General features: G+C 60.9%; 12 protein-coding genes. 2 read left to right on the top strand and 10 right to left on the bottom strand.

The window, feature by feature from the left end; translation table 11 throughout:
- Nucleotides 1–40: 40 nt before the first annotated feature.
- The 9 genes from R5M92_RS00970 to R5M92_RS00930 all read right to left on the bottom strand — a co-directional run bounded on the left by R5M92_RS00970 (nucleotide 41) and on the right by R5M92_RS00930 (nucleotide 11,994).
- Nucleotides 41–1,840: a complex I subunit 5 family protein gene (locus R5M92_RS00970; protein ID WP_346797151.1), complete on the bottom strand. Its 1,800-nt coding sequence runs from the start codon at nucleotides 1,838–1,840 to the stop codon at nucleotides 41–43.
- Nucleotides 1,837–3,342, bottom strand: coding sequence for a complex I subunit 5 family protein (locus R5M92_RS00965; RefSeq protein ID WP_346797150.1), 1,506 nt, complete (start codon nucleotides 3,340–3,342; stop codon nucleotides 1,837–1,839). Before R5M92_RS00965 ends, R5M92_RS00970 begins: the two co-directional genes overlap by 4 nt.
- Complete coding sequence (locus R5M92_RS00960; protein ID WP_346797149.1) at nucleotides 3,339–4,835, bottom strand: complex I subunit 5 family protein; 1,497 nt, start codon at nucleotides 4,833–4,835, stop codon at nucleotides 3,339–3,341. Before R5M92_RS00960 ends, R5M92_RS00965 begins: the two co-directional genes overlap by 4 nt.
- A complete protein-coding gene (locus tag R5M92_RS00955) occupies nucleotides 4,832–5,497 on the bottom strand; it encodes a hydrogenase subunit MbhD domain-containing protein (protein WP_346797148.1) in 666 nt (221 codons plus the stop codon). Before R5M92_RS00955 ends, R5M92_RS00960 begins: the two co-directional genes overlap by 4 nt.
- A 33-nt stretch (nucleotides 5,498–5,530) precedes the next feature.
- Complete coding sequence (locus R5M92_RS00950; RefSeq protein ID WP_346797147.1) at nucleotides 5,531–6,196, bottom strand: alpha/beta hydrolase; 666 nt, start codon at nucleotides 6,194–6,196, stop codon at nucleotides 5,531–5,533.
- An 86-nt stretch (nucleotides 6,197–6,282) separates the two neighbouring features.
- Entirely contained in the window at nucleotides 6,283–8,052 is a 1,770-nt protein-coding gene (locus R5M92_RS00945; protein ID WP_346797146.1) for an SLC13 family permease, read from the bottom strand.
- 278 nt (nucleotides 8,053–8,330) lie between these two features.
- On the bottom strand, nucleotides 8,331–8,537 hold the full coding sequence (locus R5M92_RS00940; RefSeq protein ID WP_114485639.1) for a cold-shock protein: 207 nt from the start codon (nucleotides 8,535–8,537) through the stop codon (nucleotides 8,331–8,333).
- Nucleotides 8,538–8,736: 199 nt separating this feature from the next.
- Nucleotides 8,737–10,389 carry a GMC family oxidoreductase gene (locus R5M92_RS00935; protein ID WP_346797145.1) on the bottom strand — a complete coding sequence of 551 codons (1,653 nt, stop codon included), beginning with the start codon at nucleotides 10,387–10,389 and terminating at the stop codon, nucleotides 8,737–8,739.
- Between the two features lie 93 nt (nucleotides 10,390–10,482).
- Complete coding sequence (locus tag R5M92_RS00930) at nucleotides 10,483–11,994, bottom strand: CoA-acylating methylmalonate-semialdehyde dehydrogenase (protein WP_346797144.1); 1,512 nt, start codon at nucleotides 11,992–11,994, stop codon at nucleotides 10,483–10,485.
- A 166-nt stretch (nucleotides 11,995–12,160) separates the two neighbouring features.
- On the opposite strand from R5M92_RS00930, the gene R5M92_RS00925 reads away from it, so the two are divergent.
- Nucleotides 12,161–13,069, top strand: coding sequence for a LysR family transcriptional regulator (locus tag R5M92_RS00925; RefSeq protein WP_346797143.1), 909 nt, complete (start codon nucleotides 12,161–12,163; stop codon nucleotides 13,067–13,069).
- Nucleotides 13,070–13,084: 15 nt separating this feature from the next.
- On the opposite strand, the gene R5M92_RS00920 is transcribed toward R5M92_RS00925, so the two are convergent.
- Complete coding sequence (locus R5M92_RS00920) at nucleotides 13,085–14,161, bottom strand: NAD(P)-dependent alcohol dehydrogenase (RefSeq protein WP_346797142.1); 1,077 nt, start codon at nucleotides 14,159–14,161, stop codon at nucleotides 13,085–13,087.
- 383 nt (nucleotides 14,162–14,544) lie between these two features.
- Between R5M92_RS00920 and msrA the strand changes: the two genes are divergently transcribed.
- Nucleotides 14,545–15,249: a peptide-methionine (S)-S-oxide reductase MsrA gene (msrA, locus tag R5M92_RS00915; protein WP_346797141.1), complete on the top strand. Its 705-nt coding sequence runs from the start codon at nucleotides 14,545–14,547 to the stop codon at nucleotides 15,247–15,249.
- Nucleotides 15,250–15,273 lie beyond the last annotated feature (24 nt).

The raw sequence follows: 15,273 nt of genomic DNA, 5'->3' as shown, positions 1-15,273 counted from the left end.
TGCCCTCTCCCTCAGATAATGACGTGACAGGCAGGAAAACTCATATGGCACTCAACGCCAGGAGCATGGCGAAACAGAGCGCCAACGCCATCATCAAGCCTGCCGTGTGGTGACGCATCCAAGCCTCCTCTTTCAGCATGAACGCCAGTTTGGCCATGATTCGCCTTTCGGCCTCCAGTGCTCGCGCCTTGCCTGCCGCCTTGACGCGCATGATGGTAGTTAGCGTAACACGACACGGCTTCGTTCCCAGCCGTAGCAGCGCAACGTAACCCCACCACAAATCCCCCGCCGGTGCGGAAATTGCGCGATTATTGCCACGCCACAGCCATAGCCCCGCCCATGTCATCACGATGCCCACCGGTAACGGCCAGATCAGCCCCGGCAGCTCCTTCATCGAGGGCAACGACATGCCAATGGAAGATAGCGGCAACCACAGCGGTACCACCAGTGCCGCTACGACGGCCCCCAGCCAACCGCCTTGTTGCCATCTCTCGCCATCGCTTTCACCGCCGCCGTGGCGTTGCTGCCATTGGCGCCACAGCGCCACACTCACCAGGGCCGTGGTCCCGACGGTCGCCCAGGTCAGCAGTGTTACCAGCTGATCGTGATGCGCTTCATGCAGCGCGGTCTTGACGCTCCATTTCGCGATCAGGCCGCTACCCAATGCGCCAGCGAGCGAGAGTCCCGGCAGAGCCAGCAGTCCCCAGATGACGATCACGGGCCAGCGCGGCAGATGCTCGCTTATACTGGTCCCCATGAATAGCGCCCCCTTGGCCAGGGCGTGATGAGCGGCGAACAGCACAAGCGCCGGCCACAACAGCGCCCAGGCGGCGGCATCCGCCAGACCGCTGCCCACCATGGCGGTCAGCATGCCCATCTGGCTGATACTCGAATAAGCCAGCACGGCCTTGGGATGGCGCTGCATCACTCCGTACAGTGCCGCTCCGAACGCGGCGACCATGCCACTGACAAGCATAGCTTCTCCCAACTGGATCAACGCCGGGCTCAGGTTCAGCTCACCCAGAGGAAGAACGTTGATCCAGCCCAGCAACCCTGCCTTGATCATGGCGCCACTCAATACGGCGCTGGCCGGGGCCGGAGCCGCGGGATGAGCCAGAGGCAGCCAGACATGCAAGCCAACGATGCCCGCCTTGACGCCGAAGCCCAGCCAAAGCAATAGCGCCATGGCCGCCCCGTTATCCGCCGTGGCGATAGCGCTACGCACCTCTTCCAGGGTCAACGCCTGGTTGGCGCCCGCCGCCCACATCAATCCTCCCAGAATCAGCGCTTCGCCAAGCATCGCCATGATCAGGTAGACCCTGGCCGCGAGTATCGCCTCGGGCTTCTCGCTGTGCACCACCAGACCGTAAGCGGCGAAGGTCATCACCGCAAAACCGAGATAGAAGCTGGCGATATCCTGCGCCACCACCAGCAGCAGGTTACCGGCAAGCGTCAATGGCCAGAGCAGCGCCAGGCGGAAAAGGTGCCGCTGGGCCTCGCTGTCGCCGCGCTCCGCCCGGCGCTGCTCCGCCGCCAGGTAGCCCCTGGCATGGAAGCCCGCCATGGTCCAGAGCAAGGCCGTAAACGCAAGCCATGGGCGGCTGATATTGCCCAGTTCCCAGTAGGCGCCGAAAATCCAGCCCTCGAACACCATTTGCCCGTGGCCGAGATAGGCAAGCCCCAGTGCCGGCCAGGGCGCGCTCAGCCAGAGTAGATCCAGATAGCGCATGGTGGGGCCACTCAATCCCCACCGCCGTAGCGGTACACTGAGACACACCAGCAGGGGCCAGGCCAGCGCCACGACCATGAGCAGACTGATTCCGAACTGCCCCCCCATCATGGCAGATACTCCCCACGCACTACCTGGCTTGCCCAATCCAGCGGGCTCATCGGCATGCCCGCCAGCAACCCGGCGAGTACGCTGAACAACGCCGTGGCCATGGTCGGCCAGAGTAACCAGGCGCTGGTTTCCAGCCGCCCGAGACGGTGCTCATCGGGCCAATCGCCATGGCCATGCGCCGGCCCGAAACGGAACCATAACCGGTGCAGGATAGGCAGAAAATAAATGGCATTGAGCAGGCTGCTCAATACCAGCACGCCAATTACCCAAGGCATTCCCGCCTGTACCGCGCCCATGCCCAGATACCACTTCGTCACGAAGCCTGCTATCGGCGGCAACCCGATCATGCCCAGGGCGCCCACGGTGAACGCCAGACTGGTCAGCGGCATGCGCCGCCCCGCCCCATCCAGCTCGTCGATACGATGAATTCCCAGCTCCTCGGCGTAATTCCCCGCACAGAAGAACAGCGTCACTTTCATCAATCCCTGGTGCAACAGATGCGTCATCGCGGCAATGGTGCCCAGAGGGCCGAACAGACTGGCACCCAGCACGATATAGGAGACCTGGCTGATGGTGGAATAAGCCAACCGCGGCTTCAGCTCCTGCTGGGCCACGGCCCTAAGCGAACCATAGAGGATGGTGATGGAGGCCGCGACCGCCAGGAAAGCAGTCACGCCCAGCTCATAGCTGAGTTCAATCCCGTAGACATCGTAGATCACCCGCAGGATGCCGAAGGCACCCGCCTTGACCACCGCCACCGCATGCAGCAGCGCGCTGACCGGGGCGGGCGCCACCATGGCCCGGGGCAGCCAGCCATGCAGCGGTACCATGGCCGCCTTTACCGACAGGCCACCGACCAGCAAGGCGAAAATCACGATCAGCAGCGCACGGTGATCCTCAAGATAATGCTCGAGACCCCGTTGCGAGGCAAAGGACTGTTCGCCGGTCAGGCTGTAGAGCATAACCACGCCCAGCAGCAGCACTACCCCTGCGCTCAAGGTATAACGCAGGTACACCCGCCCGGCATCCAACGCCTTGGCGGTGCCGCGATGCACCACCAACGGGTAGGTAGAGAGCGTGAGCATCTCGTAGAAGATCAGGAAAGTGAACAGGTTACCGGCCAGGGCGATACCCGTGGTACTGGCAACGCATAGACTGAAGAAACCAAAGAAGCGCTTGCGATTGGGCGAGTCCTCCAGGTAACCGATGGCATAGAGGGTGGTGCATAGCCAGAGCAGTGACGACAGCCCGGCGAACATGATGCCCAGGTCATCCACACGCAGGACGAAATCGACATTACCCACCACCTGAAAGCTGAATACATCGTTGTATCCATTTTCCAGACGAAACAACATGACGCCGACCAACGTTAGCTTGATCAGTGCCGCCCCCAGATTGAGGCTGGCGCGCAGACGCCAGGCGTTCTCGGGCAACTGGAAGATCACTACCCCCGCCAATAGCGAAGCGCCGAGGGCGGCCAACGGAAGCCAGCCGGCATTCATTGTCCACCTCCCTGTAGCAATACCAGCGGAGCATGAGCAAACAATCCTAACCCCAGCCCGGCCAACGCCGGCAATAGCGCCAGCACATCCATGCCCGGCGCCAGGGGGCGATACTGCTGCTGGGGTGCGGTTTCGTCGAACGAGTAGCGGAACACGCGAAAGATATAGGTGGCGGTCAACAAGGTTCCCGTCAGCAGCGCCGCGATGGGTAACCACAACTGCTGGTCGAGCATGGCTTGCAACAGCAACCACTTGGCGGTGAAACCGGCGCTGGGCGGCAGCCCGATCAAGGTGACCGATGCCACACCGAAGGTCAGCAGTGACAGCGGCATCCGCCGGCTGGTGCCCGCCAGGCCGGCCAGTGTGGTCTCCCCTGTCGCCAGAACCAAGTTACCCGCCGCCATGAACATGGCGGTCTTGGCCAACGCATGCCCGCCCAGTTGCAACCAGAAACCCTCCCACGCCTGGGTCTTGGCCAGTGCCGGCAACGACGTATCCAGCAACAGCGGGAAGACCAGCATCAGGTAGCCCAGCTGAGCCACGGTGGAGAAAGCCACCAGGGACTTGAGCTCCACCGCGCGCCAGGCCAGCAGCCCTCCCCAGACGACCGCAATCACGCCCAGCAGCCCTACCAGGCGGCTCAAAAAAAGCGCATCGGGAACCAGCACCAACCAGAGTTGCAGCAGAATGAACAGCGAAGCCTTGATCACCAGCGCGGCATGCAGCGCACTCACCGGTGTCCAGGCAGAGGCATGTACCGGCTCGAGCCAGGCATGCAGGGGAAATAGCGCCGCCTTGAGGGCCAGGCCGGCGCCCAACAGCGCAGCCGCCACCCACACCACTGGCCCCGGTTCGACCACTTGCGCCAGCTTCGCCAGATCCAGCGTCCCCCACTGGCCCAGCACAAGCGCCACTCCCAGCAAGTAGGCCAGCGAGCCTACCAACGCCAGCAATAGATAGCGCATGCCCGCCACCAGCGCCTTCGTCTTGCCCGGCAGGAGCAGCATGGCGACGGCCGTCAGGCTCACCAACTCGAGCGCGAAATAGAGCATCAATAGATCAGCCGCCACCCAGATCAAGGAAAGCGCGCTGAGCAGAAGCCCCATCAGCAACCAGAGATAGCGCCCCATACGCCGCATGTAGCCATCTCCGCGACTCAGCAGACCGGGAGTATAAAGCGCTGCTGTCAGGCCCAGCAGCTGGGTCAGCGTCAGCAGCAGAATCGATGGGCCGCCGATCCTTAGCTGAAAGAACAGACCGCCCCACTCCAGTTGCCAACGCAACAGGCCGTAATCGATATAAGCCAGCATCAAGACCACGCCCGCCGCCAAGGCAGGCAAGGCCGCCAGCAAGACCATGACCAGCCTGCGAGGCTGGAGCCAGGCCCCCAGCAGGCCCAGCAAGGCCGGCAAAACGATTGCTACCAGCAGCGCCAGGTCGGCGGCGGGCAGCGGCGCGAAAGTTGCTTCCCCCAGGCCCAGACGCGTCATCATGGCGGCGGCTCCCCGTTCGGCCTACCACCATTGGACAAGGCCCGGCGCCCCTGTAGATGAAACAACCGCCGCGTCAGCATGGCGCCCAGCAAGGTTCCCAGCCATGCCACCACCAAGCCCACCGTGACCAGGGCCTGACTCTGTGCGGTGATACCAGCAACTCCGATGGTCAGAAGGAACACTCCCGACCCCAGCACATTGAAAGCCAGCAGACGGCGCAATAGATGGCGGTGCAAGGCAAAGGCCCCCAGGCCAGCAGCGACAAGCGTGACGCCAGCGATCAACAGCGGCTGGGCGGAAAGTGGATCGAGCGTCACCACGAAGCTTTGCGCCACCGCGATCCCCACCATCACCAGCCACGCCAGGGCCAGCAAGGCACGCGCGGCGGCATGATGAGAGGGCTCGCGCAAGACGTCACGATAAGGCGGGCGAGGCGAACTCGCGGGCAGAAAACCCAGAGCGTGGAACAGGCTCAGCCCGGTCAGAACCGCTCCCAACCCCAGTTCCGCCAAGCCTAGAAAAGGAGCCTGAAGCCGCCACCAGGCCATCGCCATGGACACGGCGAATACCAGGAAAAGACAGCAGGCTCGCACCAGGTGACGATCAAACAGACAAGCCATGGCCAACCCGGAGAGTCCCAGCGCCAATGCCACTTCAACCATGAACATCCAATCAGCCCAAGGAGGCGGCGGTCATCATGTCAAGCGCTCGCTAAGCCATGTCCCGATATCTCCCACTTGTTGAGGACACAGGGCATGTGCCATGGAATAGCTGCGATAGCGGGCCGGATATCCCATTGCCTTCACCCGTTCGTAACCCGCCTTGCCCAGATTTTCAGGCACGATCGGGTCGAAGCTACCGTGATGCACTTCAATCGGCAGGGCTCGGTTGGCTTCACTTGGTCGAATGCTGTCGGCGGTGGCGAAGTAGGTCGACATGGCCAGCAATCCACCCAGCGGAGCGGGACAGGTGAGAGCCGCCTGATAAGCCACCGCCCCGCCCTGGGAGAATCCCGCCATGATGATGCGACGGCTATCGATGCCCTGGTCGATCTGCTCCTCCACCAGGCCCTTGATGCGCTCAGCCGAGGTCTTCAGCTGCGGCTCATCGACTCGACGACCCAGGTCCATGGCCAGGATGTCGTACCAGGCCGGCATTACCATGCCACCGTTGATGGTGACGGGCAGGCGAGGCGCATGAGGCATGATGAAACGGATATTCGCCCCTTCCACGGCACTCAAGGCGGGTACCAATGGTTCGAAGTCGTGTCCGTCCGCACCAAGACCATGCAGGATGAACACACAGGCATTGGCGGGTTCACCGTTTTTCGGCTCGATAATCAATTCGCCGGGATTGTTCATGGGGTAGATATTCCATTCTCGATCAAAAACATCACCCTAGCGTAAACCCCGAGCGGCGGCGAGCTATTCGCACTTAGAATTAGCGCTTAAAATGGCCATACCAACGGTATCAACGACAGCGCAATCACCCCGGCCAACAGATTCAAACCGCCTCCGACGCGCAGGAAATCGCTGAAGCGATATCCCCCGGGTCCATGCACCATCAAGTTGGTCTGGTAACCAATCGGCGTCAAGAAACTTGCCGACGCAGCAAACATTATGGCGATCACATAGGGCATCAGGTTAACGCCCAAGCTTTCAGCGGCAGACATTACCACGGGAAAAATGATCACGGCTGCTGCGTTATTCGTCACCAGCTCCGTTAACAGGGACACGACGCAGTAAGTCGCAATCAGCAACAACAGCGGGTTGCCAACCATCATGGCCAATATACCGTTCGCCAAGACCTCTGCCGCCCCGGAACTTTCCAGCGCCGCCCCGACCCCAAACGATGCGGCGATAGTCAACAGCACCTGAGTATCCAGCCCACGCTTGGCAGCGCTTACCGAACAGCAACCGGTGAGTAGCGCCAGTGCCGCGCCCAGCATCGCTGCATTCAATATGCTCACCACGCCCAGCGCTGCCAGCAGAACAGCACCCAGGAGAATTCCCCAGGCCAAGGGAGCTTTTTCATGCACTGGCCTGGCGGAACCATTCAGTTCGCTGATCAGCAAAAATTCTTTCGATTGGCGGTGGCGCTCGATAAATGGTGGTCGAGCTTCAAGCAGCAATACATCCGCAGCTTGCAGACGTACTTGCCCCAGATTACCCGTTACGCGCTCGCCGCCCCGGCAAATAGCCAGCACAGCGGCACCATACAGCGTTCTGAAATGACCATCGCGAATACGCTGACCGATAAACTGACACTGGTCCGACACGACGGCTTCGACTAAACGACGTTCTTTGAACTCCTTTTCGAGGTTGGAGGTTGCATCACGCGAGGGCCTCAGCCCGCGAATCTGCTGTAGCTCCACCGCTGCGTCACTGGTACCGGCAAACACCAGCCGATCGCCACCTTTCAGTCGTTCGCCCGGTCCCACCACACTGACCACGTTCCCGGCACGCTCTATTTCAATGAGAAACAACTCTTGCAGATGGCGCAGTCCCGCCTCCTCAACCGTACGATCAACCAGGACCCCTTCCGGCTCGACCTCCATCTCGATGGTGAATTCTCTCGGGTTGGCAAACGCTTTTGCCACACCCTCGCGTGCAGGCAACAAGCGTGGGCCCAGCATGATCAGGTAAACAAGCCCCGCTATTGCCACTGGAACCCCTACCCAGGCCAGATCAAACAGCCCCATTTCCAGTTCGGGATAGCGGTCGATCAACAGGCCATGCACCACCAGATTGGTGCTGGTGCCAAACAGAGTCACGGTACCACCCAGAATCGAGGCAAAGCTCAGCGGCATCAGCAACCGTTGAGGCGATAGCCTCAGCCGTTGGCTCCAGCTCATGACGGCAGGAATATAAGTCGCCACAACCGGCGTATTATTTAGAAAACCACTCAACGATGCGACCGGCAGGAGAAGCCGGGTGAGCGCGCCGCGCTCGCCGACTGGATGACCTAGAACGTAACGAATAATCAGGTCGATACCACCGGTTTCACGAATGCTCGCCACCAGCACGTACATGAATGCCACGGTGAACAGACCACTATTGGAGAACCCACCCAGCGCTTGCTGTGGGTCTATCACCCCTAGTGACATCAGCAGTACCACTGCACCCAGCAGAATGATATCCGGCCCCAGCCGTGACAGGGCCATCAGGGGAAAAATGGTCAGCACAACCCCTATAGCAATCCAAGCATCCAGCGACATCATGCAATACCTTGATAATAAACTTGCGGTATTGTGACGCTCCTTTCATATTCTAAAAAGTTATTTTTAGAAACACTGAAATGCCGAAATGGAATATAAGATTGGCCATTTGATTCTGCAAATCCAGAGATTAGGGCAATGATAACTTGAGGAAGCAAATACTCCTCGGCACTTTTCAAACGCGCACAAAAAAGCCCGCGTTAGCGGGCTTTTTCTGCTACCTGGCATTACCTGTATACAAGTCCTGTCGGGTTAGCTGACATCACTGTTGCTGGCTATTAACCGACAACCTTGATGTTGGAAGCCTGGAGGCCTTTCTTGCCCTGAGTGACGTCGAAGGAAACCTTCTGGCCGTCCTGCAAAGTCTTGAAGCCGTCAGCTTGGATCTCGGAGAAGTGAGCGAACAGGTCGTCACCATTGTCGTCCGGAGAAATGAAGCCGAAGCCTTTAGTGTCGTTGAACCACTTTACGGTACCAGTTGCCATGATCGAATTCCTCGAAATAGCGAATTTAGAGCCGGGTAATACCCGAGTTGCAGTGGGTAGAACAAGAAACCTTCACCAGACTCGATGCTATTGAGCTTTTCGATACTGCTGACAACGTTCAACTTGCTAACCAACTGCAGGCATCTTGCACTTTTCTTCAGCGCAGGTCAAATACTATTTATCTCATGTGACAGAGAGGTTACTTTTCATCGAGAATCCACTGCGCCGCTTTTTCCGCAATCATCAAGGTGGGCGAATTCGTGTTGCCGCTGGTGATGGTTGGCATGATCCCCGCGTCGACCACCCGCAGCCCCGCCACTCCCAGCACCCGCAGGTGCGAATCGACAACCGCCCCGGGATCATCCGCACGGCCCATTCTCGTCGTGCCCACGGGGTGAAAGATTGTGGTACCGATATCCCCCGCTAGCCGCGCCAGCTCATCATCGCTTTGATACTCCACGCCCGGTTTGACCTCCTCGGAATGGTACTTGGCGAAGGCCGGCTGAGCGGCGATGCGCCGCGTGACCCGCAGCGAGTCCGCTGCCACCCGGCGATCCTCTTCGGTGCTGAGGTAGTTGGGCGCGATGCACGGCGCCTGGGCAGGGTCGCGGCTCTTGATGCGTACGCTGCCACGGCTGGTGGGGTTGAGGTTGCACACGCTCGCCGTGATCGCCGGATAGTCATGCAGCGGCTGGCCGAAGGCCTCCAGGCTCAGCGGCTGGACGTGGTACTCGATGTTGGGGTGGTCATAGTCGTCCGAACTGCGGGTGAAGGCGCACAGCTGCGATGGCGCCATGCTCATGGGGCCGGTGCGCTTGAGTAGATACTCCATGCCGATCGCCGCCTTGCCCAGCCACGATGCCGCCAGGGTATTGAGCGTCTTCGCCCCGGAGACCCGGTACACCGAACGGATCTGCAGGTGATCCTGCAGGTTCTCCCCCACTCCGGGCAGTTCTCGCACCATGGGAATCTCGTGCTCAGCCAGCAGCTCGGCCGGGCCGATGCCGGAGATCTGCAGCAGCTGCGGCGAGCCGATGGCGCCGGCGGCAAGGATCACTTCGCGTTTCGCCCGGACCCGGGTCACGCTCCCGTCGCGCTCCACCTCCACGCCCGTCGCCCGCGGCTGGCCGCCCTCCTCCTGCTCGAACAGCAGCCGCTGCACCTGGGAGGAGTGCCACAGAGTGAAGTTGCTGCGCCTCTCGCACACCGGGCGCAGGAAGGCCTTGGCCGCATTCCAGCGCCAGCCGTCGCGCTGGTTCACCTCGAAGTAGTCGACGCCCTCGTTGTCTCCGCGGTTGAAGTCGCGTGTGCGGGGAATGCCGGCCTCCACGGCCGCCGTGGCGAAGTCGTCGAGGATCTCCCACTTGAGGCGCTGCTTCTCCACGCGCCACTCACCGCCGTGGCCGTGGTAGTCGCGATGCACGGCATCGGCATCGCCGTCTGCATCCAGGCGGTGGTGATCCTCGTGCTTCATGAAGTCGGGCAGGCAGTTCTCCCAGCGCCAGGCATCGTCGCCGGTCACCTCGGCCCAGCCGTCATAGTCGCGGGCCTGGCCGCGGATGTAGAGCATGCCGTTGATGCTCGAGCAGCCGCCCAGGGTCTTGCCGCGCGGGTAGATCAGCGAGCGGCCGTTGAGTCCCTTGTCGGGCTCGGTCTTGAAGCACCAATCGGTACGCGGGTTGTTGATGCAATAGAGGTAGCCCACCGGGATGTGGATCCAGTGGTAATTGTCGCGTCCTCCGGCCTCGATCAGCAGCACCCGGTTGGCCGGGTCGGCACTGAGGCGGTTGGCCAGCAGGCAGCCGGCGGTGCCGGCACCCACGATGATGTAGTCGAATTGTTGTTCTGCCATGGCGTGCTCTCGGTAACGGCTACGCTCGAGGCTGCTCCGGCGCCTCTCGCTGAGCGAATGGTGGCTTGCCCTACTTATTTATGGGTAGGCATCTTATTTATGGGTAGGCATCGCGAACTCGGCACCGGCATTGATCGAGTCGGACCAGCGCTGCATGATCGATTTCTGCTTGGTATAGAAGCGCACGCCTTCCTCGCCGTAGGCGTGGGTATCACCGAACAGCGAGCGCTTCCAGCCGCCGAAACCGTGCCAGGCCATGGGCACCGGAATGGGCACGTTGATCCCCACCATGCCCACCTGGATACGCCGGCCGAACTCACGCGCCACGCTGCCGCTTTCGGTGAAGCAGCTCACACCGTTGCCGAATTCATGATCGTTGATCAACTGGATCGCCGTGGCAATATCCGGTACCCGCACGCAGGCCAGCACCGGGCCGAAGATCTCTTCTTTATAGATCGTCATTTCCGGGGTGACGTTATCGAACAGCGTACCCCCCATCCAGAAGCCTTCTGCGTTGCCTTCGCCGGTCACGGAGGCATCGAAGTCACGACCGTCGACCACCAGTTCGGCGCCCTCCTGCTCGCCCTTGGCGATATAGCCGGTGATGCGCTGGTGCGCCTGGGCGGTGACGATCGGCCCCATCTCGGCGTCCAGTTCCAGGCCGTCCTTCACCTTCAACGCTTTAGCTCGCTCGGCAAGGCGCGGCACGATCTTGTCGGCCACATCGCCCACCAGCACCGCCACGCTGATCGCCATGCAGCGCTCACCGGCGCTACCGTAGGCGGCACCGATCAGGGCATCGACGGCCTTGTCCAGATCGGCATCGGGCATCACTACCATATGGTTCTTGGCGCCACCCAGAGCCTGAACACGCTTACCATGGTGGGCGCCACGCTCGTAGATGAGATTGGCGATGGGCGTGGAACCAACGAAACTCAGCGCCTTCACATGGCGATGCTCGATCAGAGCTTCCACCGAATTTTTGTCGCCTTGCACCACGTTGAAGACGCCGTCCGGCAGGCCTGCCTGCTTGAGCAGATCCGCAATCAACAGCGAGGCGCTGGGATCGAGGGGGCTCGGCTTGAGTACGAAAGTATTGCCCGTGGCGATGGCCAGCGGGAACATCCACATCGGCACCATGACCGGGAAGTTGAACGGGGTGATCCCAGCCACCACGCCCAACGGCTGGCGCATCGTCCAGTTGTCGATGCCGGTGCTGACCTGCTCGGTATAGTCCCCTTTCAGCAACTGCGGAATACCGCAGGCGAACTCGACGATATCGATACCGCGGGCCACTTCGCCCTGGGCATCGGTGAACACCTTGCCGTGTTCCAGGGTAATGGCGCGTGCCAGCTCGTCCTTGTGGGTATTGAGCAGTTCAAGAAAGCGGAACAGCACTCGGGCCCGGCGGATCGGCGGAGTATCCGCCCAAGACGGAAAAGCCGCTTGAGCCGCCGCGACGGCAGCGTCCACATCGGCGCGGCTTGCCAGGGCCACCTGGCCGGAGGCTTGGCCCGTCGCAGGGTTGAATACCTCCTGTCGATTGCCAGCCTGGGTCGCGGTGAGTTGGCCGTTGATGAAGTGCTGGATGAGGGGAAGCGTCATGAAGTGTGTCCTGTTGTTGGAAGTCGACCGTGGGCTAAAGTCATCACTAGCGCATGGCGCGATAAAAGTTCGGCTTCCAGCTTACCGCGCTGTCGACCGCGATCAATTGAGAAATCCCAAAGCGCGATATAAGCTCGACTAATATCATATGGGCGAGACATGACCTATGCAGGATATTGCCACCCTACGGGCCTTCGTCACCGTTGCCCACGAAGGCAGCGTCTCTCGAGCCGCCGAGCGCCTGCACCTGACCCAGCCCGCCATCAGCCTCAAGCTCAAACATCTTCAAGCCGGCCTGGGTGTCACGCTGTTTACACGTCGCCCCCAGGGGCTGGCGCTGACGGCGGACGGTCGTGCCCTTCTGCCTGCTGCCGAACAGGCGCTGGCCGCCATCGGTGCCTTCGGCCAGCGGGCGCGTGCGCTGCATGACACGCTGCGCGGCAGGCTCAAGATCGGCACGATCGTCGACCCTGAATTCATCCGCCTGGGCGCGTTTTCGCGCCGGCTGGTGGAGCGAGCCCCGCAGCTGGAAATCGAGCTTCATCACGGCATGAGCGGCAGCATCGTCGAGCGGATCAGCCACGACGAGCTGGATGTGGGTTTCTTTCTCGCGCCACCCGGCGAGGGGCCGGGGAAACTCACCGAGGACATCGTCTACCGCGAGCTCACCCATTTCCACTACCACGTTCTTGCGCCGAGCGGTTGGGACGAGCGGGTAAGAAACAACGCGTGGCGGCACCTGGCCACGCTACCGTGGATCGTGACACCGGCGCATTCGGCCCATCACCGCCTGCTGCGCCAGGTACTCGAACCGCTGGGCTTGACGCCCAACGCCGTAGCCCAGGTGGATCAGGAAATGTGCATGCTGGACCTGGTTCGAGCCGGCGTGGGGTTGAGCCTGGCCCGCGATGCACTCGCTCTCGCGGAGCGCCAGGCAAGCGGGATGGTGATCGTCAAGGGCGTGAAGCTGCCCTGCGCGCTGAGCTATATCTGGAAGCGCAGCCGCAGCGAAGAGCCCGCCATCGCTGCGGCAATGGCGGTGCTGGAAAGGGTTTGGCCGGGGCCCGAGGCGTAGCCGCCACGGCTTGCGTCAGGTCTGTATCGCCACCTTCAATACGCCATCACGCTGGTGGGAAAACAGATCGTAGGCCTCGACGATGTTCTCCAGCGCGTAGCGGTGGGTGACCATGGGACCGAGGTCCACGCGGCCGCTTTCGATGACCTGCATCAGACGGCGCATGCGCTCCTTGCCTCCCGGGCACAGCGAGGTGACGATCTTGTGATCGCCCAGGCCGGCGCAGAATGCATCTAGTGGAATGCGCAGATCCTCGGAGTAAACCCCCAGGCTTGAAAGCGTACCCCCCGGCTTGAGCACGCGCAGCGCCGCTTCGAAGGTCTGCTGCTTGCCCAGGGCTTCGATGGAGGCGTCCACGCCGCGTCCGCCGGTCAGCTTGAGGATTTCCGACACCACATCCACCTGGCGGAAATCCAGGGTAATATCGGCTCCCATCTGCTTGGCCATGCCCAATCGCTCGTCGATGCCATCCACCGCGATGATCAAGCCCGCGCCGCGCAACCGTGCCCCCGCCGTGGCGCATAGGCCGATCGGCCCCTGGGCGAAGATCACCACGCTATCGCCGATCTTGATCCCGGCGGCTTCGGCCCCGGCAAATCCCGTGGACATGATGTCGGGGCACATCAACACCTGCTCGTCGGTCAGACCATCCGGCACCGGGGTCAGGTTGGCCTGGGCATCGGGGACACAGAGATATTCCGCTTGCGCCCCATCGATGGTATTGCCGAATCGCCAGCCACCCATGGGCTTGTAGCCGTGGGCATGGTGGCCGCCATCCTGGGAGCTGCAACCATCCTGACAGGCATAGGAGGTAAAACTGGGGCAGATAGCCCCCGCAATCACTCGCTGCCCTTCATGATAGCCCTGGACGTTGGCTCCCAGCTTCTCGATGATGCCTACCGGTTCATGACCGATGGTCAGGCCCTTCTCCACCGGGTACTCGCCCTTGAGGATATGGATATCGGTGCCACAGATCGTCGTCGTGGTAACGCGCATCAGCGCATCATTGGGTCCGATGTCGGGCAAGGGCTTGTCATCGATCTCGATACGCCCGGCTTCTACGAATACTGCTGCCTTCATCATGGTCGCCATAAGAGACTCCGCCTGGAAAGGCGCTTTAAAAGGAGTTATTGACCCAGGGGACACTCGGCATGGTGATAGCGATAGCCGAAGTAGTCCCTTCACTTCAGGTATGGCACAGGACCAGTGGCAAGACAAACACGGACTCACCCTGAGTTCACATAAAGAATTCTTTTAAAGAAAGATTTATCAATCACTTACAAGGTATCAATTCGATTTCCGATAGCGCCGACGGGAAAGTAAATCCGGCATTTCCTTGCGCTGGGTCAACGAATTCCCGGCAGCCACTCCATCGCCTTCGCCCACACCCGAACTCGCTGTTTTCAGCGCCCCACGGAACCCTTGCCAGCCTCGATACTCAATGAAGCATTCATTTTCTCATTGGAGTCCCGTATATGGGTCTACCCTCTTGCCTGCTGACCCCGAAATCCTTGCGCACGCTCACCTTGGCCTCGGGGCTGGTGATGAGTATTTCCCTGCAGGCCGATGATCGCTCGGGGACAGCGGGCGCCGCGAGCAACGCCAGCGAATCTGCGCCCTCAGGAACGGAAATGGCAACGGCCACATTTGCCGGTGGTTGTTTCTGGTGCATGGAGCCGCCCTTCGATCGCCAACTGGGCGTCCATGTCACGTTGGCGGGCTATATCGGCGGAACACTGGAAAGTCCAACTTACCAACAGATTACGGCCGGCGACACCGGCCACGCCGAAGCCGTGGAAGTTCGCTACAACCCCGACCAAATCGAGTACTCCCAGCTGCTCGAGGTTTTCTGGCGCAACATTGACCCCTTCGCCGAGGATCAGCAGTTCTGCGATGTGGGCGACCAGTACCGTTCCGCCATCTTTTATCACAACGAGGAACAAAAGCGCCTGGCAGAGGCCTCTAAAGAGCGCTGGGAAGCCCATTTCGATCGCGAGATAGCCACCGAGATAGTCCCGGCCACCACCTTCTGGCAAGCCGAGAAGTACCATCAGGATTACGCCGAACGCAATCCATTACGCTATCAGTTCTACCGTTATGGATGCGGTCGCGACAAGCGTCTGGAGGCAATCTGGAAGGATGAAGCGGGTGGCCCAACCTATACAGGAAAGGACGAATAATCTTTTCTATACTGCCTTTTTCAC

Origin of the sequence: Halomonas sp. Bachu 37 (genome assembly GCF_039691755.1) — a bacterium.
Taxonomy (GTDB): Bacteria; Pseudomonadota; Gammaproteobacteria; order Pseudomonadales; family Halomonadaceae; genus Vreelandella; species Vreelandella kashgarensis.
The sequence above is the reverse complement of the archived record's forward strand: the minus strand, read 5'-3'. Positions and strand labels throughout refer to the sequence as shown.

What these genes read in the sequence shown, in the direction of transcription:
- R5M92_RS00970 (WP_346797151.1), bottom strand. Translation starts at nt 1,840, where the DNA reads ATGATGGGGGGGCAGTTCGGAATCAGTCTGCTCATGGTCGTGGCGCTG.
- R5M92_RS00965 (WP_346797150.1), bottom strand. Translation starts at nt 3,342, where the DNA reads ATGAATGCCGGCTGGCTTCCGTTGGCCGCCCTCGGCGCTTCGCTATTG.
- R5M92_RS00960 (WP_346797149.1), bottom strand. Translation starts at nt 4,835, where the DNA reads ATGATGACGCGTCTGGGCCTGGGGGAAGCAACTTTCGCGCCGCTGCCC.
- R5M92_RS00955 (WP_346797148.1), bottom strand. Translation starts at nt 5,497, where the DNA reads ATGGTTGAAGTGGCATTGGCGCTGGGACTCTCCGGGTTGGCCATGGCT.
- R5M92_RS00950 (WP_346797147.1), bottom strand. Translation starts at nt 6,196, where the DNA reads ATGAACAATCCCGGCGAATTGATTATCGAGCCGAAAAACGGTGAACCC.
- R5M92_RS00945 (WP_346797146.1), bottom strand. Translation starts at nt 8,052, where the DNA reads ATGTCGCTGGATGCTTGGATTGCTATAGGGGTTGTGCTGACCATTTTT.
- R5M92_RS00940 (WP_114485639.1), bottom strand. Translation starts at nt 8,537, where the DNA reads ATGGCAACTGGTACCGTAAAGTGGTTCAACGACACTAAAGGCTTCGGC.
- R5M92_RS00935 (WP_346797145.1), bottom strand. Translation starts at nt 10,389, where the DNA reads ATGGCAGAACAACAATTCGACTACATCATCGTGGGTGCCGGCACCGCC.
- R5M92_RS00930 (WP_346797144.1), bottom strand. Translation starts at nt 11,994, where the DNA reads ATGACGCTTCCCCTCATCCAGCACTTCATCAACGGCCAACTCACCGCG.
- R5M92_RS00925 (WP_346797143.1), top strand. Translation starts at nt 12,161, where the DNA reads ATGCAGGATATTGCCACCCTACGGGCCTTCGTCACCGTTGCCCACGAA.
- R5M92_RS00920 (WP_346797142.1), bottom strand. Translation starts at nt 14,161, where the DNA reads ATGGCGACCATGATGAAGGCAGCAGTATTCGTAGAAGCCGGGCGTATC.
- msrA (WP_346797141.1), top strand. Translation starts at nt 14,545, where the DNA reads ATGGGTCTACCCTCTTGCCTGCTGACCCCGAAATCCTTGCGCACGCTC.